This is a genomic window from Halomonas sp. HL-93 (genome assembly GCF_900086985.1).
Lineage (GTDB): Bacteria > Pseudomonadota > Gammaproteobacteria > Pseudomonadales > Halomonadaceae > Vreelandella.
This window is the reverse complement of sequence record NZ_LT593974.1, coordinates 3,586,137-3,608,296: the sequence shown is the minus strand read 5'-3', so window position 1 is coordinate 3,608,296 and position 22,160 is coordinate 3,586,137. Positions and strand designations below refer to the sequence as shown.

General features: G+C 54.9%; 15 protein-coding genes, 2 tRNA genes and 3 rRNA genes. 10 read left to right on the top strand and 10 right to left on the bottom strand.

Going from position 1 to position 22,160, the window contains the following annotated elements:
* The first annotated feature begins 82 nt into the window (after positions 1–82).
* The 7 genes from tyrS to GA0071314_RS16620 all read left to right on the top strand — a co-directional run bounded on the left by tyrS (position 83) and on the right by GA0071314_RS16620 (position 8,716).
* On the top strand, positions 83–1,282 hold the full coding sequence (tyrS, locus tag GA0071314_RS16655; protein ID WP_074397669.1) for a tyrosine--tRNA ligase: 1,200 nt from the start codon (positions 83–85) through the stop codon (positions 1,280–1,282).
* 454 nt (positions 1,283–1,736) lie between these two features.
* Positions 1,737–3,269 (top strand): 16S ribosomal RNA (locus GA0071314_RS16650).
* A 117-nt stretch (positions 3,270–3,386) separates the two neighbouring features.
* Positions 3,387–3,463: transfer RNA gene (locus tag GA0071314_RS16645), tRNA-Ile, on the top strand.
* Positions 3,464–3,568: 105 nt separating this feature from the next.
* Positions 3,569–3,644, top strand: a tRNA-Ala gene (locus tag GA0071314_RS16640).
* A 270-nt stretch (positions 3,645–3,914) separates the two neighbouring features.
* Positions 3,915–7,001: ribosomal RNA gene (locus GA0071314_RS16630) — 23S ribosomal RNA — on the top strand.
* A gap of 131 nt (positions 7,002–7,132) precedes the next feature.
* Positions 7,133–7,248 (top strand): 5S ribosomal RNA (gene rrf / locus GA0071314_RS16625).
* Together the 16S, 23S and 5S rRNA genes with 2 tRNA genes alongside form the textbook arrangement of a ribosomal RNA operon.
* Before the next feature lie 136 nt (positions 7,249–7,384).
* A complete protein-coding gene (locus GA0071314_RS16620; RefSeq protein WP_074397668.1) occupies positions 7,385–8,716 on the top strand; it encodes a deoxyguanosinetriphosphate triphosphohydrolase in 1,332 nt (443 codons plus the stop codon).
* 6 nt (positions 8,717–8,722) lie between these two features.
* Here GA0071314_RS16620 and GA0071314_RS16615 read toward each other — a convergent pair whose 3' ends face one another.
* From GA0071314_RS16615 to GA0071314_RS16605, 3 genes are read right to left on the bottom strand one after another with little or no spacing between them, the layout of a single operon-like run.
* Positions 8,723–9,631 carry a nuclease-related domain-containing protein gene (locus tag GA0071314_RS16615; RefSeq protein WP_074397667.1) on the bottom strand — a complete coding sequence of 303 codons (909 nt, stop codon included), beginning with the start codon at positions 9,629–9,631 and terminating at the stop codon, positions 8,723–8,725.
* Between the two features lie 53 nt (positions 9,632–9,684).
* Complete coding sequence (locus GA0071314_RS16610; protein ID WP_074397666.1) at positions 9,685–10,059, bottom strand: translation initiation factor Sui1; 375 nt, start codon at positions 10,057–10,059, stop codon at positions 9,685–9,687.
* 4 nt (positions 10,060–10,063) lie between these two features.
* Positions 10,064–10,762: an HAD-IA family hydrolase gene (locus GA0071314_RS16605; protein ID WP_074397665.1), complete on the bottom strand. Its 699-nt coding sequence runs from the start codon at positions 10,760–10,762 to the stop codon at positions 10,064–10,066.
* A gap of 258 nt (positions 10,763–11,020) precedes the next feature.
* Here GA0071314_RS16605 and GA0071314_RS16600 point away from each other — a divergent pair, with 258 nt between their 5' ends.
* Positions 11,021–11,338: a hypothetical protein gene (locus GA0071314_RS16600; RefSeq protein ID WP_074397664.1), complete on the top strand. Its 318-nt coding sequence runs from the start codon at positions 11,021–11,023 to the stop codon at positions 11,336–11,338.
* A 72-nt stretch (positions 11,339–11,410) separates the two neighbouring features.
* Here GA0071314_RS16600 and fba read toward each other — a convergent pair whose 3' ends face one another.
* The 6 genes from fba to tkt form a co-directional block, all read right to left on the bottom strand.
* Complete coding sequence (gene fba, locus GA0071314_RS16595) at positions 11,411–12,475, bottom strand: class II fructose-bisphosphate aldolase (RefSeq protein ID WP_074397663.1); 1,065 nt, start codon at positions 12,473–12,475, stop codon at positions 11,411–11,413.
* 79 nt (positions 12,476–12,554) lie between these two features.
* On the bottom strand, positions 12,555–13,724 hold the full coding sequence (locus tag GA0071314_RS16590; RefSeq protein ID WP_074397662.1) for a phosphoglycerate kinase: 1,170 nt from the start codon (positions 13,722–13,724) through the stop codon (positions 12,555–12,557).
* 56 nt (positions 13,725–13,780) lie between these two features.
* Complete coding sequence (locus tag GA0071314_RS16585) at positions 13,781–14,821, bottom strand: type I glyceraldehyde-3-phosphate dehydrogenase (protein WP_074397661.1); 1,041 nt, start codon at positions 14,819–14,821, stop codon at positions 13,781–13,783.
* A gap of 89 nt (positions 14,822–14,910) precedes the next feature.
* Positions 14,911–15,630 (bottom strand): LrgB family protein, encoded by a 720-nt coding sequence (locus tag GA0071314_RS16580; RefSeq protein ID WP_074397660.1) that lies wholly within the window; start codon positions 15,628–15,630, stop codon positions 14,911–14,913.
* Positions 15,620–15,970 carry a CidA/LrgA family protein gene (locus tag GA0071314_RS16575; protein ID WP_074397659.1) on the bottom strand — a complete coding sequence of 117 codons (351 nt, stop codon included), beginning with the start codon at positions 15,968–15,970 and terminating at the stop codon, positions 15,620–15,622. Before GA0071314_RS16575 ends, GA0071314_RS16580 begins: the two co-directional genes overlap by 11 nt.
* Before the next feature lie 27 nt (positions 15,971–15,997).
* On the bottom strand, positions 15,998–17,989 hold the full coding sequence (gene tkt / locus GA0071314_RS16570; RefSeq protein ID WP_074397658.1) for a transketolase: 1,992 nt from the start codon (positions 17,987–17,989) through the stop codon (positions 15,998–16,000).
* Positions 17,990–18,218: 229 nt separating this feature from the next.
* Here tkt and metK point away from each other — a divergent pair, with 229 nt between their 5' ends.
* Together metK and ligB are read left to right on the top strand one after the other, a co-directional pair.
* The gene (gene metK / locus GA0071314_RS16565; protein ID WP_074397657.1) at positions 18,219–19,439 is read left to right on the top strand and encodes a methionine adenosyltransferase; all 1,221 of its coding nucleotides are present in this window, start codon (positions 18,219–18,221) and stop codon (positions 19,437–19,439) included.
* A 115-nt stretch (positions 19,440–19,554) separates the two neighbouring features.
* Positions 19,555–21,228 carry an NAD-dependent DNA ligase LigB gene (gene ligB / locus GA0071314_RS16560; protein WP_074397656.1) on the top strand — a complete coding sequence of 558 codons (1,674 nt, stop codon included), beginning with the start codon at positions 19,555–19,557 and terminating at the stop codon, positions 21,226–21,228.
* On the opposite strand, the gene GA0071314_RS16555 is transcribed toward ligB, so the two are convergent.
* Positions 21,225–22,160 (bottom strand): AEC family transporter, encoded by a 936-nt coding sequence (locus GA0071314_RS16555; protein ID WP_074397655.1) that lies wholly within the window; start codon positions 22,158–22,160, stop codon positions 21,225–21,227. The two genes, ligB and GA0071314_RS16555, sit on opposite strands and share 4 nt — an antisense overlap.

Below are 22,160 nucleotides of genomic sequence, written 5' to 3'. Positions count from 1 at the left end.
ACCAAGGCGAGCGGGCATGATAACATCGCCCAGTATTTATCATTACAACGCCCGCAAGGCGATGCTTACGTGGAGAAAAGCAATGAGTGAGGTGGATCAGGCGCTAGCGTTGTTATCGCGCGGAACGCATGAAATTTTGGTTGAGGGCGAGCTGCGCCAAAAGTTGGCTTCCGGACGCAAGCTGCGTATCAAAGCGGGTTTTGATCCCACCGCCCCTGATCTTCACTTAGGGCATAGCGTTTTGCTGACCAAAATGCGCCAGTTTCAGGATCTGGGTCACACCGTTATTTTCCTGATTGGTGATTTCACCGGCCGCATCGGCGACCCCACCGGTAAAAACGTGACCCGCAAACCGCTCACCGAGGCCGATGTTAAAGCTAATGCCGATACCTACAGGGAGCAGGTGTTTAAAATCCTCGACCCTGAAAAAACGGAAGTGCGCTTCAATGCCGAGTGGTTTGGCGAACTCTCCGCGGCCAAGATGATCGAGCTGGCAGCGCAGAGTACCGTCGCGCGAATGCTTGAGCGGGACGACTTTGAAAAACGCTACAAGGCCAATCAGTCGATTGCCATCCACGAATTTCTCTACCCGCTCGTTCAGGGGTATGACTCCGTCGCGTTAGACGCGGATGTCGAGCTGGGTGGCACCGACCAAAAGTTCAACCTGCTGATGGGCCGTGAGATCCAGAAGCATTTCGGCCAGGAGCCGCAGGTGGTGATCACCATGCCCCTGCTTGAAGGGTTGGACGGCGTGCAGAAGATGTCCAAGTCGCTTGGCAACTATGTCGGCGTCGATGAAAGCCCCGGCGCCATGTTCAACAAGCTGGTATCCATGCCGGACAGCTTGATATGGCGTTACTTCGAGCTGCTGTCGTTGAAATCCAACGAAGAGATTGAGGCGCTTAAGCAGAGCGTTGAGCAGGGAGCCAATCCGCGCGATGTAAAAATGGAGCTGGCGCGCGAGCTGATTGCTCGCTATCACGGCGACGAAGCGGCGGCCAACGCGCATAAATCCGCCGGCAACCAGTTGGCGGATGGTGAGCTGCCCGACGACCTGCCCGAGGTCGAGGTTGATTTTGAAGGCAGTGCCGATGCGCCGATTGCCGCGGTGCTAAACCGTTCGGGGTTAACCAAGAACAGTGCTCAGGCCAAAGACATGCTGAAAAATGGCAGCGTCAAAGTGGATGGCGAGGTGGTGGCCCAAGACACCATGCTCCCCACCGGTAAGGCTTACGTTATCCAGGCAGGCAAGAAACGTTATGCCCGTGTGACACTGCGCTAATTTTTTTCGCCCTACCTCTTGCCAGCCCGGCGGTGACACCGTAAAGTACGCATCCGCTGCCGGGGACGCCAAGCGTTGCTGGCGGTGGGAGGGGTTAAAAACCCTCGGTTTGTCAGTGAGTTAGGGTGCTGATGGTGACAGTGGGTTTGCATCACCTCGCGCCAATTAGTCATTGACAACCACCCGGAAGTGCGTAGAATACGTCTTCCTCGCTGAGGCCAAACCGTTCACCGGTGGGCCGGTTTTGTAAAGCGAAACGCTCTTTAATAATTTGATCAGGTAATTCATGTGGGCGCTTGCCGATGAGGGTGATAAATCACCAAATATCAAGGCAAGCGACTCAAGCACTACGGCTTTTCGAAGCCGATATTGAATGAATTCGTTTGACCCTTGAGCCAAGTTTGGTTCGCTTTTGCTGCCCTTCGGGGTAGTGAGTAAGAACCGCATAGATCTTAAACTGAAGAGTTTGATCATGGCTCAGATTGAACGCTGGCGGCAGGCCTAACACATGCAAGTCGAGCGGTAACAGGTCCAGCTTGCTGGATGCTGACGAGCGGCGGACGGGTGAGTAATGCATAGGAATCTACCCGGTAGTGGGGGATAACCTGGGGAAACCCAGGCTAATACCGCATACGTCCTACGGGAGAAAGGGGGCTTTGGCTCCCGCTATCGGATGAGCCTATGCCGGATTAGCTGGTTGGTGAGGTAACGGCTCACCAAGGCGACGATCCGTAGCTGGTCTGAGAGGATGATCAGCCACATCGGGACTGAGACACGGCCCGAACTCCTACGGGAGGCAGCAGTGGGGAATATTGGACAATGGGGGCAACCCTGATCCAGCCATGCCGCGTGTGTGAAGAAGGCCCTCGGGTTGTAAAGCACTTTCAGCGAGGAAGAACGCCTGGTGGTTAATACCCGCCAGGAAAGACATCACTCGCAGAAGAAGCACCGGCTAACTCCGTGCCAGCAGCCGCGGTAATACGGAGGGTGCAAGCGTTAATCGGAATTACTGGGCGTAAAGCGCGCGTAGGTGGCTTGATAAGCCGGTTGTGAAAGCCCCGGGCTCAACCTGGGAACGGCATCCGGAACTATCAGGCTAGAGTGCAGGAGAGGAAGGTAGAATTCCCGGTGTAGCGGTGAAATGCGTAGAGATCGGGAGGAATACCAGTGGCGAAGGCGGCCTTCTGGACTGACACTGACACTGAGGTGCGAAAGCGTGGGTAGCAAACAGGATTAGATACCCTGGTAGTCCACGCCGTAAACGATGTCGACCAGCCGTTGGGTGCCTAGCGCACTTTGTGGCGAAGTTAACGCGATAAGTCGACCGCCTGGGGAGTACGGCCGCAAGGTTAAAACTCAAATGAATTGACGGGGGCCCGCACAAGCGGTGGAGCATGTGGTTTAATTCGATGCAACGCGAAGAACCTTACCTACCCTTGACATCCTGCGAACTTGGTAGAGATACCTTGGTGCCTTCGGGAGCGCAGAGACAGGTGCTGCATGGCTGTCGTCAGCTCGTGTTGTGAAATGTTGGGTTAAGTCCCGTAACGAGCGCAACCCTTGTCCTTATTTGCCAGCGGGTAATGCCGGGAACTCTAAGGAGACTGCCGGTGACAAACCGGAGGAAGGTGGGGACGACGTCAAGTCATCATGGCCCTTACGGGTAGGGCTACACACGTGCTACAATGGCCGGTACAGAGGGCGGCGAGCTCGCGAGAGTCAGCGAATCCCTTAAAGCCGGTCTCAGTCCGGATCGGAGTCTGCAACTCGACTCCGTGAAGTCGGAATCGCTAGTAATCGTGAATCAGAATGTCACGGTGAATACGTTCCCGGGCCTTGTACACACCGCCCGTCACACCATGGGAGTGGACTGCACCAGAAGTGGTTAGCCTAACTTTGGAGGGCGATCACCACGGTGTGGTTCATGACTGGGGTGAAGTCGTAACAAGGTAGCCGTAGGGGAACCTGCGGCTGGATCACCTCCTTAAACGATGCATCATGCTCGCGGTAAGCGCTCACAATGAATTACCTGATCAAGTGATAGAGCAAACGGTAGTTAATTTAGCTGCTACAGGTTCCCAATATCTGTAATGGCTGAATAGCCGGGTCTGTAGCTCAGTTGGTTAGAGCGCACCCCTGATAAGGGTGAGGTCGGCAGTTCAAGTCTGCCCAGACCCACCAAATTTTATCCAGCACTGCGTTATTTTATGACTCACATAGGAGGCTATGCGTCGCCATAAAATGCCTTGTTCTGAATAAAATTTCCCGGAAAAATTGTGTGTTAATGGGGCCATAGCTCAGCTGGGAGAGCGCCTGCCTTGCACGCAGGAGGTCAGCGGTTCGATCCCGCTTGGCTCCACCACTCAAGCTTGACGTTAGAAGCTTGAAGAAAAAGCCCAACTTGAACGACATCAAAACCGTCTTGACGAAGTTTTAAGCTAGGTGCTTGGGAGAAAGTTTTCTCTTCAAGCTTCCAGCTTAGGGCTTCTAGCTCTAACCGCTCTTTAACAATGTATATCATGCTGACAGGAACGTGTTTTGAACACGTTCCTACGTAATTGTTTTGTGATACGTCTCAAGCGTATCCGGCAATCGTTATCATTGCGAGATACCAGACTCCTTCGGGTTATAGGGTCAAGCAATGAAGCGCACACGGTGGATGCCTAGGCAGCCAGAGGCGATGAAAGACGTGGAAGCCTGCGATAAGGCTCGGCGAGGTGGCAAACAACCTGTGACCCGGGCATCTCTGAATGGGGAAACCCACCGATCACAAGATCGGTATCCTGTCCTGAATCTATAGGGCCAGGAGGCGAACCAGGGGAACTGAAACATCTAAGTACCCTGAGGAAAAGAAATCAACCGAGATTCCCCCAGTAGCGGCGAGCGAACGGGGACCAGCCCTTAAGCATGTGACTGATTAGGCGAATGCGTTGGGAAGCGCGGCCGTAGCGGGTGATAGCCCCGTAGTCGAAAGTCTGATCATGTGAAATCGAGTAGGTCGGGGCACGAGAAACCTTGACTGAAGACGGGGGGACCATCCTCCAAGGCTAAATACTCCTGGCTGACCGATAGTGAACCAGTACCGTGAGGGAAAGGCGAAAAGAACCCCGGAGAGGGGAGTGAAATAGATCCTGAAACCGTGTGCGTACAAGCAGTAGGAGCCCCATCACTAAGCTTCTTCGTGATGTGGAACACCATCAGCCCCCGCTTGACGGTTAACGTTGCTTGCAACGTTCAACCCACCCAAACAAGCAGAGGTGGCTTAGTGATGGGGTGACTGCGTACCTTTTGTATAATGGGTCAGCGACTTATATTCAGTGGCGAGGTTAACCGTATAGGGGAGCCGTAGGGAAACCGAGTCTTAACTGGGCGACACAGTCGCTGGATATAGACCCGAAACCGAGCGATCTATCCATGAGCAGGGTGAAGATTGAGTAACATCAATTGGAGGCCCGAACCAGGATCTGTTGAAAAAGATTTGGATGACTTGTGGATCGGAGTGAAAGGCTAATCAAGCTCGGAGATAGCTGGTTCTCCTCGAAAGCTATTTAGGTAGCGCCTCACGTATCACCGCCGGGGGTAGAGCACTGTTTCGGCTAGGGGGTCATCCCGACTTACCAACCCGAGGCAAACTCCGAATACCGGTGAGTGCGAGCGTGGGAGACACACAGCGGGTGCTAACGTCCGTTGTGAAAAGGGAAACAACCCAGACCGTCAGCTAAGGTCCCGAAATCCTGGTTAAGTGGGAAACGATGTGGGAAGGCTCAGACAGCTAGGAGGTTGGCTTAGAAGCAGCCATCCTTTAAAGAAAGCGTAATAGCTCACTAGTCGAGTCGGCCTGCGCGGAAGATGTAACGGGGCTAAACCAGGTACCGAAGCTACGGGTGTGCCTGCATCACTTAAGACTATTCGCTTAACGTCGCGAAGCGACGTTCAAGCGCTCCCCGAACGTCGAGTTCGGTGGGGATGAGTAGAGTAGGCTTAAGGATGCAGGCACGCGGTAGAGGAGCGTCGTGTAAGCCAATGAAGGTGAATTGAGAAGTTCGCTGGAGGTATCACGAGTGCGAATGCTGACATGAGTAACGATAAAGGGAGTGAAAAACTCCCTCGCCGGAAGACCAAGGGTTTCTGTTCGACGCTAATCGGAGCAGAGTGAGTCGGCCCCTAAGGCGAGGCCGAAAGGCGTAGTCGATGGGAAACGGGTCAATATTCCCGTACCGGACATGGTTGCGATGGGGGGACGAAGAAGGCTAGATGAGCCAGGCGTTGGTAGTCCTGGTGAAAGTCCGTAGGCTGAGGGTTTAGGTAAATCCGGACCCTTAAGGCCGAGAGACGAGACGAAGACACCACGGTGTTGAAGTCATCGATGCCACGCTTCCAGGAAAAGCCTCTAAGCTTCAGATCATGTGCGACCGTACCCCAAACCGACACAGGTGGTCAGGGTGAGAATCCCAAGGCGCTTGAGAGAACTCGGGTGAAGGAACTAGGCAAAATGGTGCCGTAACTTCGGGAGAAGGCACGCCGGCGTATTGTGAGAGCCCTCGCGGCTTAAGCGAGAACCGGTCGAAGATACCAGGTGGCTGCAACTGTTTATTAAAAACACAGCACTCTGCTAACGCGCAAGCGGACGTATAGGGTGTGACGCCTGCCCGGTGCCGGAAGGTTAAATGATGGTGTTAGGATTCGTCCGAAGCTCTTGATTGAAGCCCCGGTAAACGGCGGCCGTAACTATAACGGTCCTAAGGTAGCGAAATTCCTTGTCGGGTAAGTTCCGACCTGCACGAATGGCGTAATGATGGCCACGCTGTCTCCACCCGAGACTCAGTGAAATTGAAATCGCCGTGAAGATGCGGTGTACCCGCGGCTAGACGGAAAGACCCCGTGAACCTTTACTATAGCTTCACACTGGACGCTGATGTTGCCTGTGTAGGATAGCTGGGAGGCTTTGAACTTTGGACGCCAGTTCGAAGGGAGCCAACCTTGAAATACCAGCCTGGCATCATTGGCGTTCTCACTCAGGTCCGTTATCCGGATCGAGGACAGTGTGTGGTGGGTAGTTTGACTGGGGCGGTCTCCTCCCAAAGCGTAACGGAGGAGCACGAAGGTACCCTCAGCACGGTCGGACATCGTGCAATGAGTGCAAGAGCATAAGGGTGCTTGACTGCGAGACAGACACGTCGAGCAGGTGCGAAAGCAGGTTCTAGTGATCCGGTGGTTCTGTATGGAAGGGCCATCGCTCAACGGATAAAAGGTACTCCGGGGATAACAGGCTGATACCGCCCAAGAGTTCACATCGACGGCGGTGTTTGGCACCTCGATGTCGGCTCATCACATCCTGGGGCTGAAGTCGGTCCCAAGGGTATGGCTGTTCGCCATTTAAAGTGGTACGCGAGCTGGGTTTAGAACGTCGTGAGACAGTTCGGTCCCTATCTGCCGTGGGCGTTGGATGTTTGAGAAGGGCTGCTCCTAGTACGAGAGGACCGGAGTGGACGCACCTCTGGTGTTCCGGTTGTCACGCCAGTGGCATTGCCGGGTAGCTATGTGCGGACGGGATAACCGCTGAAAGCATCTAAGCGGGAAGCCCCCTTCAAGATGAGACATCCCTGAGGCCTAGAGCCTCCTGAAGGGCCCAGCGAGACCAGCTGGTTGATAGGCACGGTGTGGAAGCGCTGCAAGGTGTTGAGCTAACGTGTACTAATGGCCCGTGAGGCTTGACCCTATAACACCCAAGGGGTCTGGTCGTGATGATAACGAGAAAACCGGATACGCACACTGAGCCAAGTGTTTAAGACACAGGGCTTGGTAAGAGAGACGCCACAAGACACAGCATGATAGACATTTAAAGTTACGCCTGACGACCATAGCAAGCGTGAACCACCTGATCCCATGCCGAACTCAGCAGTGAAACCGCTTCGCGCCGATGGTAGTGTGGGGTCTCCCCATGCGAGAGTAGGTCATTGTCAGGCACCTATACCAAAAATCCCCCAGGGCTAATGCCTTGGGGGATTTTTTTATGCTTTGTTTTAAGCCCAGCTCGGCGGAGTTTTGTTTGTCTATCTGGCTGACTTTTGTGTCAAAATGCGGCTCTCAAGGAGGAACGTCATGACTCATATGCGCTGGGAACAGTTACTTTCCCCTAAACGTCTCCACGATCAACGCTCGTCAAGCACTCGCGAGATAGGGCGTAGCCCTTTTCACAAAGATCACGATCGCATCGTTTTTTCAGGCTCTTTCAGACGTCTCGGTCGCAAGACTCAAGTACACCCGCTGACCGAAAACGACCATATTCATACGCGATTAACCCACTCGCTGGAAGTCGGCTGTGTGGGGCGCTCGTTAGGCATGATTGTAGGCGAGTTATTGCGTGACCGATTGCCACAGTGGATCACACCGGCTGACCTAGGGGTGATCGTTCAAACGGCATGCTTGGGGCATGATATCGGTAACCCGCCTTTTGGACATGCCGGTGAGTACGCCATTCGTGACTGGTTCCATCGAGCACAAGGAAGCGGGCTATTAGATGGTCTATCCGACGCTGAACGTGAAGATCTACTGACCTACGAAGGTAATGCTCAGGGCTTTCGAGTGATTACCCAAATTGAATATAACCAATTCAATGGTGGTATGAGGCTCTCTGCGGCCACGCTGGGCACGCTGCTAAAATACCCCTGGACAGTACGCTATAGCGGTCGGGCAGGTAAGTTTGGGGCTTATCAGTCCGAACAGGTGCTGTTGAAAGAGGTAGCTGAAGCAGTGGGCCTGCTACCCCAGGGCGAGCAGCGCTGGTGTCGTCATCCGTTAGCTTGGCTCGTCGAAGCAGCAGATGATATTTGTTACGCATTGCTGGACCTGGAAGATGGTTTGGAGATGGGGATTCTTCGCTATGAAGAAGTGGTTGAGGTGCTACGCCAGATCGCCGGTGAATTTCCGCCTGAGTACGCTGATATGCAAGCCCGTAACGTGTCACAGCGTCGTCGAATTGCATTGTTGCGCGGCGCGGCGATGGAGCGTGCGGTCAACGATGTAGGGGCAGTGTTTGTGCAGCATGAAGAGGCACTGCTAAATGGAACGCTCAGCGATGATTTACTCGAGCTATGCCACCCGGATTTAGGCTGGGGAGTGAGAGCCGCAAAACAGTTAGCCCGCGAGCGGATTTTTCAAAATGAACGTAAAGCCAAGCTGGAAATCGGAGCTTATACGACGTTAGGTATTTTGCTTGAAGCTTTTATTGGCGCGGCGCATGAGCTGCATCATACTGGCCATAGCTCTTTCAAACATCAGCGGGTACTTGCCCTCATCGGTGAGAATACACCGCTGGCCTCTTGGCCGCTTTACGAGAGCTACCGTCGCATGCTCGACTTTATCGGCGGTATGACTGACCATTACGCCGTTGATCTCGCCCAAGAAATGGGGGGACGTTTGCGAGGCGATTAGGCATTGTTAAACAGACGGCTGACGAAGGTGCTTTAATTCCATGAGCTTGGCGCGTTCTAACAAAGTGTTGATGATTTTATCGTGAATGGGGTCGCTGAGCTTGCCAGGTGTCAGTTCGGTTAGCTGCTTCGACAATACATCCCCCCTCGCTACCAGGATGTCAGGCGCTGCTTCATCGTTGTTGATATCCCAGCCAGGTAACACCAACACACCTTGAACAGGCACCGGGACTCCACAGCGCTGTTCTAGCCATTGACTAAGCCAATTAACCCCTTGCCGCGTTTTATGCAGTGGACGGCGCTCTTGCCAATAGGGGAAGCGAAGCCGCTCACGTTCGACTGCAACGGTATTAAGTTCACGTCCATCACTGCTGATGGGAACGGTGCGTGCACGAGTTTCGACCACGAAAACACCATGAGGTGTGACTACTACATGGTCAATTGTAAAACTATCCGTTGGCACGTCGTGAAACACATAATAAGGATGGGCATCGGGACGGATAAGCCGTTCAAGCTCTTGGCCAACGGCGAGCTCGCAGGCTAAGCCCAGCTTCAATCGCCGAATGCGTTGGTAGTCACGCACCAACAGTAGCGAAAAAGCTAATACTAACAGCGTGCTAAGCAAACCATATAGAGCCCATTCAACCCAGTCTTGCTTATCAACAAACAGCATTCGTCCCATGCCATAGACGAGTGGAGCGAGGCTAATCAATGGGCCTAATGCGCCATTCAGAAATAAGCTTGAGAATGCTTGATCCAGTCGATGGCGCAATGCCCGTCCTGGCTCGCGCAGCGGCGTATCGAAGGGGGATTGAACGCGGGCATCGTGAAGGCTACGTAGTGCTAGAACGATGCCGCCCATTGCCGCCATGGGAAAGAGAAAAATCAGCGGGAGCAAATATTCTAGCCAGATCATTTCAATGCCCTAGTGCGGCGTGACTGCACAATAACGGTCCTGAGACGTATGGATTAGCCACCAGCCAATTTGACTTGATAGCCGCGTGCGGTTAATTCCTGTTTTAGGCTATCACGGTGATCACCTTGAATTTCAATGATGCCGTCTTTAACTGCGCCACCTGTGCCGCAGCGTTTTTTTAGATCTTTGGCGAGAGTTTTAAGGTCCGCTGTTGCCAGGGGAATGCCGCTGACCGTGGTTACACCTTTCCCTTTACGACCACTGGTTTCACGTCGAATACGGACGACGCCGTCCAGCGCGGCAATACGCGCTTGTTCACTATCGGCGTCACAGCGGCAAAATTCCAAAGGTTCACGGCAAGCTGGGCAGGTATTGCCCTTTTCGGTGGAATATACCAGTCCACCAAGCTGGTCGCGTAATGAAGACATCGCATTATTTCCCTTCAGAGTAATAAGGCTCGGCCGCCGGACTCACTTCCTGGCTTAACTGCCTGATTACGGCAGGTAGCTGGAACATATTGCTAATCATAATGGCGTTCTCCGGCGTGGTCTCCGCATCTGGAAAACGATTTAAATGAATCACCTTCATTCCCGCTTCAAGGGCAGCGCGTACGCCTACCAGCGCATCATCGATAGCAATACAGTGGGCAGCACTATATCCCATGATACTCGCAGCATGGAGGTGCAAACAGGGCTCCGGTTTCCAACAATGAGCGGTATAGCCACTAAAAAGTCGCTCTGCGAAATAGCTGTCGAGCCCCGTTGCCTTAAGTGCGGTACGAATTTTCTCTTCAGGACCGTTGGACACCACAGCACTGGGGTAAGCGGATAGTTGCTGAAGGGCTTCTTTGGCACCGGGAATGGTAGTGAGTTCCTGTGCTAATCGCTTAGCAAGGTTAGCGCGCATGGTGGTTTCCATGCTGTTCAATTGCTCGTTGCTGACGTCGCCATGGCGCGCCTGTAGCTGAGCCACGATATTGCGAAAGCGTGAGCCCCGAAATTCACCCAAATAATCAGATGGCACGAAGGGTAGCCCTACGCTATTAAGTCCCGTCGACATTTCTTCGGCAAGTAGGGGTTCGCTATCGACCAAAGTGCCATCGCAATCAAATAATAACAGAGGGAGCGGCATGGAATTTCCTAGCAGTGACTTAGCAACTGCAATAACAGAACGAACAAATCATCAGGCTATTGAAAGAGATTGTAGCGCTTTTGTGAACAGTGTTCTGTAATTTTTTGCTTGCCTGCTACGTTGGGCAGCTTCAGATTGATCAAAACACATAACCCCTATGACGGTTTGGGCCGTTGATTGAGCTTCGTTGATTGCCTCTTCAATTAGATTTGCGATGACGTGCTAAGCTGTAACTACCATAATAAGGAGACCCTGACGATGCGATTAACCCCTTGGATCATGCCATTCGTATTTGCTATGGCGCTGCTGTCAGCCGCAGGAGTGGCAAGTGCTGATGAGCACGAGCCTCTCGACGATGAAGCGCTTGAGGAAGAGTATGGTATTAAAGCAGGTTCAGTGAAGCGGGATGAGGAAAACCGCAGCAGCGACACCTCTGAATCCGACAGCAATGGTGAGGAAAAGCAAGAGGAAGAAGAGGAGGAGGAAGACACTGAGGGTGGTACGGGTGGTACAGGCAGTGCAGAAGATGCAATTGAAGAAGGCGAAAGCGAAAAAAGTACCGATGATGAAGATTAAGCAATAAAAAAGACGGCCGAGTGGCCGTCTTTTTTGCGATTTATATATCTAATATCGATATTTGTTTGAGGTTTATTTCACTTTAGGCGCAAGCTCGCCACGTTCGTAGCGCTGGAACATGGCTTCTAGGCTGATCGGTTTGATCTTGCTGGCATTACCTGCCGTGCCAAAGGCCTCATAACGCGCAATACACAAATCACGCATGGCAGATACCGTCTCTTTGAGGAATTTACGTGGGTCGAATTCAGACGGATTCTCAGCCAAAAAGCGGCGTACTGCCCCTGTAGAGGCTAAGCGCAAGTCAGTATCAACATTGACCTTGCGAACGCCATGCTTAATACCTTCCACGATCTCTTCGACAGGTACCCCGTAGGTTTCGGGAATCTGTCCGCCGTATTGGTTAATGACATCCAGCCATTCCTGGGGCACGGAAGAGGAGCCATGCATCACCAAATGAGTGTCGGGGATGCGTGCGTGAATTTCTTTAATCCGTTGGATTGAAAGTGTATCGCCAGTGGGCGGCTTGCTGAATTTATACGCCCCGTGGCTGGTGCCAATGGCGATGGCGAGCGCATCCACGTGGGTGGCTTTGACAAACTCAGCCGCTTCTTCAGGGTCGGTAAGCAGTTGCTCCATGCCAAGTTTGCCCTCCGCACCGATGCCGTCTTCCTCACCGGCCATGCCCGTTTCCAGGCTGCCGAGGCAACCGAGCTCGCCTTCAACAGAAACGCCACAGGCGTGGGCCATTTCCACCGCGCGACGGGTAACATCAACGTTGTAGGCATAATCCGCCGGCGTTTTGCCATCTTCTCCAAGAGAGCCGTCCATCATCACCGAGGAGAAGCCGAGTTGGATGGAGCGCTGGCACACGGCCGGGCTGGTACCGTGATCTTGGTGCATGACCACAGGGATATGCGGAAACTCTTCAACAGCAGCCAGAATCAAGTGGCGCAGAAAGGGCGCACCGGCATATTTGCGTGCGCCAGCGGAGGCTTGCACGATGACTGGCGAGTCGGTGGCATCAGCGGCTTCCATAATGGCGCGCATTTGCTCAAGGTTATTAACATTGAAAGCCGGTATGCCGTAGCCGTATTCGGCCGCGTGGTCGAGCATTTGGCGCATGCTGATCAAAGCCATGGGATCACCTATCTATGTGGTTAAGACTGAATTGTCAGTGTAAATGAGTGCAGTGAGCGTCTGTTCAAAACGCTAACAATTAACTGCGTTGGGCGGCCGCTTCGAGTGCGGTAACAGCAGGCAGTTGCTTGCCTTCTACGTATTCTAGAAAGGCACCTCCGCCGGTTGATATGTACGAAACACGATCAGCAATGGCGTATTTATCAATCGCCGCCAACGTATCACCGCCGCCGGCAATGGAGAAAGCGCTGCTGTTGGCAATGGCGTGGGCAATCACCTCGGTACCTTTGCCAAACTGGTCAATTTCAAAAACGCCGACCGGGCCATTCCAAAGAATCGTGCCTGCATCTTTCAACAGGCTGGCTAAATGCGCTGCGGTATCCGGGCCGATATCCAAGATCATTTCGTTGTCTTCCACCTGGTCCACCGGTTTGACCACCGCATCGGCGGATTCTGAAAACTCAGTGGCTACCACGACATCGGTGGGCAGGGGAATGGCGACTTTTTCCATCAGAGCTTTCGCTTGGCCGATTAAATCCGCTTCATGGAGCGATTTGCCAACATTATAGCCTGCGGCGGCAATAAAGGTGTTGGCGATCCCACCGCCGACAATCAACTGGTCGCATTTTTCGGAGAGGGCGGTCAGTACGTCCAACTTGGTCGAGACTTTCGAGCCACCGACAATCGCCGCCATGGGGCGCGCAGGATGGGCTAGCGCCTTTTCCAACGCGTCCAGTTCCTGGGCAAGCAGCGGGCCCGCACAGGCTTTCGGTGCAAAACGCGCGACGCCATGGGTAGACGCTTGGGCGCGGTGTGCAGTACCGAAAGCATCCATCACGAAAATATCACACAGGGCGGCGTACTGCTTAGCGAGCTGTTCGTCGTCTTTCTTCTCCCCGGTGTTGAAGCGCACGTTTTCAAGCAGTACAACATCGCCGTTTGCCATCGTAGGTGCGTTCTCAAGATAGTTGGTCACCAGCTTGACGGGGTGGCCTAACAGCTCGCTCAAGTGCGCGGCAACCGGAGCCAGTGAAAATTCGTCGGCGGGCTCGCCTTCCGTTGGGCGTCCCAGGTGGCTCATTAACAACACTTTTGCGCCAGCCTTAGCGGCTGCTCGAATGGTGGGGAGTGCTGCCCGCAAACGTGCATCGCTGGACACATGCCCATTTTTAATCGGCACGTTGAGGTCTTCGCGAATCAGTACTCGCTGCCCTTCAAGAGGCAGATCGGTCATTTTTTGCACGTTCATGTGAGCGGTTCCTCATGTTCAAGCGAATGAAAAATCGTGGTGCGATACAGTATTGGCTAGTGGGCGTTATGGGCCGTTAAAGTCGCCAGTCGCTGAGTGATATCTAGCATGCGATTGGCAAATCCCCACTCGTTATCAAACCAGCACAGCAATTTGACTAGGCGTTTGCCCGCCACCCGTGTTTGTGTGGCGTCTAGGATGCCAGAGCGTGGGTCGTGATTAAAATCAATCGAGGCCATGGGTGCTTCGGTATAGCCTAATACGCCGGCCAAACGCTGTTGACTGGCGTCTCGCAACAACGCATTCACCTGCTCGGCATCGGTATCTTGGCGCACGGTTAGGGCAGCATCCATCGCGGATACGTTAATCGTGGGCACGCGCACGTGGAGACATTCAAAACGCCCCGCCAAGGCTGGCATTAAGCGGCTTATGCCCAATGCTAAGCCAGTATCTACTGGCACAATAGATTGCATTGCCGAGCGCGTCAGGCGCAGGTCGGTTTGATGATAAGCGTCGATCACCGGCTGGTCATTCATGGCAGAGTGGATGGTCGTCGTCACGCCGTGCTCGAGTCCCAGTGCTTTATCCAATACGGTCAGCAGTGGCACCAAGCAGTTAGTGGTACATGACGCGGCCGAAAGAATACGATGTGAGAGCGTTAGCTCATCGTCATTGATTCCCCACACAATGGTGGCATCTACATCATTTTCAGCTGGCTGAGAAAATAGCAGCCGTTTGGCGCCAGCCGCTAAATGCTGCTCGGCGGTGGCACGGCCTTTAAAGCTGCCAGAGCACTCCAGCACCAAATCAATATCCAGCGCTGCCCAGGGAAGCGCCTCAGGGGCCTGTTCGCAGAGGACTTGAATGCGCTGACCATTAACGAGCAATGCTTCCCCGTCGTTATCTACTGCACCTGGGAAACGGCCGTGGGTGGTGTCGTAGCGGGTGAGGTAAGTAATGGTCGCCAGATCAGAAAGCTCGTTAATCGCCACGACCTCAATCTCTGGGTGGTCGCGTTCAACAAGTGCCCGCAGTACGCATTGGCCAATGCGCCCGTACCCATTAATAGCGATGCGATACCTGGTGGAGTTAGCCATGTTGCGAAGCGGCTCTTAAAAGTGAAGCAGGGGCCACAGTGGGCGCGAAAGTAGGCGCGATGATAGCGTATTTCAGCTGACGATGCTTATCAGTTGCCCACGCCTATCAGCCGCCACGCCAGCGGCAACAGTAGCGCGGTAAAAATGCCGGTCAGACTCATGCCCAGCGAGGCAAATGCGCCAGCGGTGGGGCTTAGCTCAAATGCCCGCACGGTGCCGATAGCGTGTCCATTCAGGCCGAGTGCAAAACCGATGATGCGTTCATCATCAATGCTTAAAATTCTTGCGGAGAGACTGACAAATGGAATGGTGACGACCCCCGTGACCAGCAGCGCCCCCATTAACAGTGCCACGCTGCCATCCAGCTGTTCCGTAATCCCTATGGCAATGGGGGCTGTGACCGATTTGGCGGCAATAGAGGCGAGTATCTGCCCGGGGCTACCCATCAGCCAGGCAATACCCAGGGCATAACAGGCGGCGAGCGCCGCAGCGATAGGTAAGCAGACCGCTAACGGACGCCAGAGAGCACGAATACGTGGCAGTTGCTGATAGAGAGGCATGCCCAGCGCAACCGTCGCAGGACCCAGTAGCACCGTCAGCCAGCCGGCGCCTTCCTGGTAGGTCGCATAAGGCAGCCCAAGGACCGCAAGCATCGCGGCGAGTAGCAGCGAAGCGACCAGGATCGCGGGCAGCCAGGCAGGCTGATTGAGGCGATTAAAGAGTGCACTACCCAACAAGTACGCCGTCAGTGTTAGCCCCACGGCAAACAATGGCGTTTCTGTGAGCAATGCCAAAATCTCAGTGGGCATGATGCCCCATAAGCCGTTTCAGTAGCCAGAGCGTTGTGATCACACTAAGCAGCGTCCCGAGTAACAATGCCACAATAATGGCGAGCCACTGGCCAGCCAGTTCATCGAGAATAAAGAAGACGCCCACAACGCCTGGCATGATAAGCATAGCGAGCAGGGCAATAAGCGGTTGGGCAGCAGCGGCAACGCTTGATGGCACGCGGCCTAATACTGCCAGTGTGGTACAAAGCAGCAGCATGCCGACCACACCGGAAGAGATAGGCAAGCCGGAGAAGTGGATCACCACTTCTCCAAGCAGCCAGTAGCTAATCAGCCATAGCAAGCCGTTCAACGCGGGCATGGCATACCTCGTCGGCTGGCGAGCCGGTTATCCGAGTAGCTCATTAGCCTGTTTGACGACGTTCTCGACGGTAAACCCAAAATGCTTGAACAGGTCGCCCGCCGGGGCTGACTCGCCAAACGTCGTCATGCCGATCACGCGGCCCTCAAGCCCCACGTATTTGTACCAGTAGTCGGCATGGCCTGCTTCAATGGCGATACGCTTGGTGACAGTGCTTGGCAACACGCTTTCGCGATACGCCGCATCTTGCCCATTAAAGCGGTAGGCCGATGGCATAGAGACCACGCGGACGGCTTTGCCTTGCTGTTCGAGCTCGGCCGCGGCATCCATCGCCAGCGAGACTTCTGAGCCAGTGGCAATCAGGATCAGCTCGGGCGTTGCCTCACTATCCTTGAGTACGTAGCCGCCGCACTGAATCGCCGCCAACTGCGTTTTGGTACGCGGCTGGTGCGGCAGCGTCTGGCGCGAAAGTACCAACGCCGTGGGGCCGGAATGACGTTTGATCGCCGCATCCCAGGACGCGGCCGTTTCCACCGCATCGCAGGGTCGCCATGTATTCAGATTAGGCGTGGTGCGCAGGCTGGTGAGTTGCTCGATCGGTTGGTGGGTCGGGCCATCCTCACCAAGGCCGATGGAATCATGGGTGAAGACGTAAATCGCCTGTTGCCCCATCAGCGATGCCATGCGTACAGCATTACGCATGTACTCCATGAAAATCAGGAAGGTGGCCCCGTAAGGCACAAACCCACCGTGCAGGCCGATGCCGTTCATGATCGCCCCCATGCCAAACTCGCGTACGCCGTAGTGCAGGTAGTTGCCATCGGCGTCTTCGGGCGTAATGGCTTTGGCGCCTTTCCAGAACGTCAGGTTCGACGGGGCCAGGTCGGCACTACCCCCCAACAGTTCAGGCATTTGCGGACCAATCACATTCAGCACCTCAAACGAGGCCTTGCGCGACGCAATGCTATCGCCTTTCTCTTGGGCCTGTTCAATTAAGGCTTCGGTGGGTAGTTCGGCAGGTAACTGCGCCTTCATGCGGCGAGTGAATTCGCGTGCCTCGGCGGGGAAGGCGTCAGCATAGCGGGCAAAGCGGGCTTCCCACTCCTGCTGGCGGGCATTGCCGGCCTTGCGGGCGTCCCAGGCAGAATAAATCGGCTCAGGTACGTGGAACGGCGCGTGGGGCCAGTCAAGCTGCTTACGTGCGGCGGCCACTTCGTCCTCACCCAGCGGCGCCCCGTGCGCTTCCTCTTTGCCTTGCTTGTTGGGTGCGCCAAACCCAATCACGGTCTTACAGATAAGTAAACTCGGCTTATCAGCGTGGCTCTTGGCCAGCTCAATGGCGGCCTGAACCTCTTCGGGGTTATGGCCATCAACCTTTGGCACTACGTGCCAGCCATAGGCTTCGAAGCGCTTGGCGGTGTCGTCAGTAAACCAGCCTTCCACTTCGCCATCGATAGAGATGCCGTTGTCATCGTACAGCGCGATCAACTTGCCCAGCTGTTGGGTACCCGCGAGTGACGCCGCTTCGTGGGAGATGCCCTCCATCAAACAGCCATCCCCCAGGAAACACCACGTATGGTGATCCACGATGGTATGGCCGGGACGGTTAAACTGGGCCGCCAAGGTTCTCTCAGCGATCGCGAACCCCACGGCGTTAGCGAACCCCTGGCCCAGCGGGCCCGTGGTGGTTTCAATGCCCGGCGCATAGCCATATTCTGGGTGGCCGGCGGTGGGCGAGTGCAACTGGCGAAAATTTTGCAACTGTTCCAGGCTGAGTTCATAGCCGGTCAGGTGCAGCAGCGAGTAGAGCAGCATGGAGCCGTGCCCATTCGACAGCACGAACCGATCGCGATCGGCCCATTTGGGGTCGTCGGGGTTGTGCTTGAGGTGATCATTCCATAGCACCTCGGCAATATCCGCCATCCCCATGGGGGCGCCAGGATGGCCTGATTTGGCCTTCTGAACAGCATCCATGGAAAGGGCGCGAATGGCATTGGCCAGCTCAAAACGGGACGGCATGGGGTGCTCCTCGCCTGAAAACGTAAATAATGAAGGCGCTATTGTCGCTGACTTCCCCGGCGGCGGCAAATTCTGGTGGGCTCGTTCTGGGAAGAACTCCCAACAGCGTGTAGACTTTGCCTCCCGAAGCGCAGTGTCGCTTCTTTATATGGGCAGGGGACTTCCTGCCATGATTTCCTGCTGATGCTGCGGTCACGATGCAGCTGTCATACAGAGGGTCGAGTGCGCGATGAGCGAATATTCCCTGTTTACCTCCGAGTCCGTCTCTGAAGGGCATCCCGATAAGATTGCCGACCAGATCTCCGATGCAGTGCTAGACGCTATTATCGCCCGGGATAAGCAGGCGCGTGTTGCCTGTGAAACCATGGTGAAGACCGGTGTCGCGATCATTGCCGGTGAAATTAGCACGAATGCCTGGGTGGATCTTGAAACCTTGGTGCGTGATGTGATCACCGAGATTGGCTATACCTCATCCGATGTCGGCTTTGACGGTGCCACCTGTGGCGTGGTTAACCTGATCGGCAAACAGAGCGTCGATATTGCCCAAGGTGTTGACCGCAGCAAGCCTGAAGACCAGGGCGCGGGCGACCAAGGCCTGATGTTTGGCTACGCCACCAACGAAACTGATTCGTTCATGCCGGCGCCGATCCACTACTCGCATCGTTTGGTCGAACGCCAAGCGGAGCTGCGCAAAAACGGCTTGCTGCCGTGGCTGCGCCCGGATGCTAAAAGTCAGGTGACGTTCCGCTATAACGCCCAAGGCCAGCCGTGTGGTGTCGATGCAGTGGTGCTCTCCACCCAGCACGATCCGGACATTGACCAGGAAGACCTGCGTAAAATGGTTAAGCGTGAAATCATTGAGCAGGTAATTCCCGGCGAGTGGCTCGATGACAAGACCCAGTACCACATTAATCCGACCGGCAAGTTTGTGATAGGCGGACCAGTGGGCGACTGTGGGCTGACCGGGCGTAAAATTATCGTCGATACCTACGGCGGTATGGCGCGCCACGGCGGCGGCGCATTCTCGGGCAAAGACCCTTCCAAGGTCGACCGCAGTGCGGCTTATGCCGGTCGCTATGTGGCCAAAAATATCGTAGCGGCGGGTCTAGCCGACAAGTGTGAGATTCAGATCTCCTATGCGATTGGCGTAGCTGAACCGACGTCTGTGTCTATCGATACCTTTGGCACTGGTAAGGTGAGTGATGCACAGATTGTCGACTTGGTACGCGAGCATTTTGACCTGCGGCCTTACGCCATCACCAAGATGCTTGATCTGCTACACCCGATGTATCAACTGACCGCTGCCTACGGCCACTTCGGTAGAGCCCCGTTTGAGCATAGCTATACCTGGAAAGACGACAAAGGTGAAACCCGCAAAGAGACCTTTACAGCCTTCCCTTGGGAGAGCACCGACAAAGCCGATGCGCTGCGTCAGGCGGCCAATTTGTAAGCTATTGCTGATAATAGTGTAGGAAAATGCCCCTTTGGCTGATGCCGGGGGCATTTTTTTTGCGCGGTGCGCTAGGCTAACGCCATGACAAACGATTAGCGGCGGCGAGGTGTCGATGAAACGATATGTGCAGGGAATGCTCATGGCTTGGCTGGGTGTCGTGACGCTAACCGCTCAGGCAGCAGAATGCCCTGACTGGAGTGCCGAGCGACTGACGCGAGAGAGCCAGGCGCTGTCTGCTCAGGTGGCCGTGTGGGATCGTGCCTATCATGATCAGGGCGTGTCGCTAATTGACGATACGCTCTACGATCAGGCGGTGGCACGCTTGGCTGAATGGCAGGCATGTTTGGGCGAGTCGTCTAACCACCAGCCATTAACCCGCATCACCACTACACGCGAGAGTCGCGCCCATCCTTTTGCGCAAACCGGCCTTGAAAAAGCCGATGACGACGGGGTACAGCGCTTTAGCAGTCGCCGGGAGAATCTGTGGATTCAACCGAAGGTAGACGGTGTTGCCATCACGTTACGCTATCAAGAAGGTGAATTGGTAGAAGCCGTTAGTCGCGGCGATGGCGAGCGTGGCCAGGATTGGACGGATCGTGTCCGTCGGTTGCCTGGCGTGCCGAATACGTTGACTTCACCATTATCGGGCGTGTTGCAGGGCGAACTGTATTGGCGCTTAACCGATCATGTCCAATCGCGAAATCCCGCTACAGGGGCACGCGGTGCTGTCGCGGGTGCCATGGCTCAAGAACGGCCGACATCGCAAACACGCGACCAAATCGGGCTGTTTATTTGGGATTGGCCCGATGGGCCGACGAATATGGCCGAGCGGCTAGCGCAGCTGAGCGCCTTCGGGTTTGATACCGCTGATTACACCTATCAGTTGGATGACCGGCGTGATGCCGCCTACTGGCGGGATAAATGGTTTAGCGGCGCGCTCCCCTTCGCCACGGATGGCGTGGTGATCAAACAAGCAGAACGTCCCGGCGTACAACGCTGGTCATCATCGCCCCCTGAGTGGGCCGTCGCTTGGAAATATCCCGCCCAGCAAGCGTTGGCAGAGGTGCGGGGGGTAGAGTTTCGGGTTGGACGCACAGGTCAGGTAACCCCATTAGTGTGGCTATATCCTGTAGAGTTAGAAGGGCGGCGTATCCGTCGCGTGTCGCTTGGCTCTCTTGAGCGCTGGCAGGAGTGGGATGTCCGGCCGGGAGACCAGCTCGCGGTAACGCTGTCAGGCTTGACCATTCCCCAGGTGACCGAGGTGGTATGGCAAACCCAGGAACGCGCCGCCCTGAGCGCGCCATCGCCGGAGCGCTACCATCTATTAAGCTGCTTTGAGCAACGCGATGGCTGCGATGCCCAACTGCTGGCGCGCCTGAGTTATCTAAGTGATCAACTGGGTATGCAAGGCGTTGGTGAAGGCACTTGGCAGTCGCTAATGGAGGCGGGGGTGGTCACTGATTTACTGGGCTGGCTTAATGTTACGCCAAGCCAGCTACAGAAAGCTTATGGGATTGGCGAAGCCCGCGCCGCCTCGTTGATGCAGCAGTTTCAAACCGCACGCTCAGCGCCTTACGCCAATTGGCTGGCGGCGCTGGGTATGCCTCCAGGCGGCAATGCCGGCTTGGGTGATTGGTCTACCTTGGCTGATGTTACCCGTTCAGAGTGGCAGGCCCAGCCAGAGGTTGGGCCGGTTCGCGCGCAAGCACTGACCGCGTTCTTTAGTCATCCAAAGGTACAACGTATGGCGGCACAGCTTCGGGCAATAGAGGTTGACGGCTTTTAAGTCAATCCTGTTAGATGCAACATTATGCCCAGGTAAAAGGGAATCAGCAGCGGCGCGAGCAACGTAGTAACGAGGACTGCCAATGCCCCTTTTTGCGGTTGAATCCCAAGTTCCATGGCGACCACCACGACGTTGGATGCCATTGGGACTACCCCCAGCAACAACAGTGCCATGCCCAGCTCAACGGAAAGCGGTATTAAATGCTGCAGTATAACTACCAGGACGAGCATGACCAGCGGCCAAAGCCCGTAGCGCAACCCCACACAGGTTGCGACAAACCGCGTGTCCCAGGCCGAGACGGTTACTTGGCTTAAGGTCATGCCAATAATCATCATGCCCAGAAGGGTATAAGTAGCGGGGAAAACCTCCATCGAGCTCATCAGCGAATCGGGCAATGAAATGTCGAGTGCGCTCAGCACCAGGGCCGACAAAAACGCATAGACAAGGGGTAGCCTTGCTATTTTAACGAGGCTTTGTCGTACCGAGAAATGCCCCCTGGCGCTTAAGTAAAAACCCACCGTGAATTCGTAGAGATTGATACCAAGCATACAAAACAGGTAGAGCGTGACACCCTCGGGTGGCAGCAGAATTAACGCGACCGGAAGGCCAAAGTAACCGGTATTTCCGGTACCCGAAGAAAACGCCAGCAACGCACCTTCCTGCGGCCCAAAGCGGTGTTGGGTAGCACTTCGCACGATGAGTGCCATCACACTGACAAGCATAAATAGCGCAAGCGTTAACACTAAATACTCGGCCGTCGGCCCCCCGTTCATCAACGCTCGGAAAATCGTCAGCGGGGCAATCAGGTAGACCAGCAATGTGGCGATGGGGCGCGGGTCGACCTTTAAACGTTGAGCGGCAATAAACCCCAGCCCAACAAACCCCAGCAACATTAGCAGCGGCCCCACTAAAGCGTTTGGCGCTAAATCCAT

Bases quoted from the DNA above. Each gene is read 5' to 3' on its own strand.
- tyrS (WP_074397669.1), top strand. From the start codon at position 83: ATGAGTGAGGTGGATCAGGCGCTAGCGTTGTTATCGCGCGGAACGCAT.
- GA0071314_RS16620 (WP_074397668.1), top strand. From the start codon at position 7,385: ATGACTCATATGCGCTGGGAACAGTTACTTTCCCCTAAACGTCTCCAC.
- GA0071314_RS16615 (WP_074397667.1), bottom strand. From the start codon at position 9,631: ATGATCTGGCTAGAATATTTGCTCCCGCTGATTTTTCTCTTTCCCATG.
- GA0071314_RS16610 (WP_074397666.1), bottom strand. From the start codon at position 10,059: ATGTCTTCATTACGCGACCAGCTTGGTGGACTGGTATATTCCACCGAA.
- GA0071314_RS16605 (WP_074397665.1), bottom strand. From the start codon at position 10,762: ATGCCGCTCCCTCTGTTATTATTTGATTGCGATGGCACTTTGGTCGAT.
- GA0071314_RS16600 (WP_074397664.1), top strand. From the start codon at position 11,021: ATGCGATTAACCCCTTGGATCATGCCATTCGTATTTGCTATGGCGCTG.
- fba (WP_074397663.1), bottom strand. From the start codon at position 12,475: ATGGCTTTGATCAGCATGCGCCAAATGCTCGACCACGCGGCCGAATAC.
- GA0071314_RS16590 (WP_074397662.1), bottom strand. From the start codon at position 13,724: ATGAACGTGCAAAAAATGACCGATCTGCCTCTTGAAGGGCAGCGAGTA.
- GA0071314_RS16585 (WP_074397661.1), bottom strand. From the start codon at position 14,821: ATGGCTAACTCCACCAGGTATCGCATCGCTATTAATGGGTACGGGCGC.
- GA0071314_RS16580 (WP_074397660.1), bottom strand. From the start codon at position 15,630: ATGCCCACTGAGATTTTGGCATTGCTCACAGAAACGCCATTGTTTGCC.
- GA0071314_RS16575 (WP_074397659.1), bottom strand. From the start codon at position 15,970: ATGCCCGCGTTGAACGGCTTGCTATGGCTGATTAGCTACTGGCTGCTT.
- tkt (WP_074397658.1), bottom strand. From the start codon at position 17,989: ATGCCGTCCCGTTTTGAGCTGGCCAATGCCATTCGCGCCCTTTCCATG.
- metK (WP_074397657.1), top strand. From the start codon at position 18,219: ATGAGCGAATATTCCCTGTTTACCTCCGAGTCCGTCTCTGAAGGGCAT.
- ligB (WP_074397656.1), top strand. From the start codon at position 19,555: ATGAAACGATATGTGCAGGGAATGCTCATGGCTTGGCTGGGTGTCGTG.
- GA0071314_RS16555 (WP_074397655.1), bottom strand. From the start codon at position 22,160: ATGGATTTAGCGCCAAACGCTTTAGTGGGGCCGCTGCTAATGTTGCTG.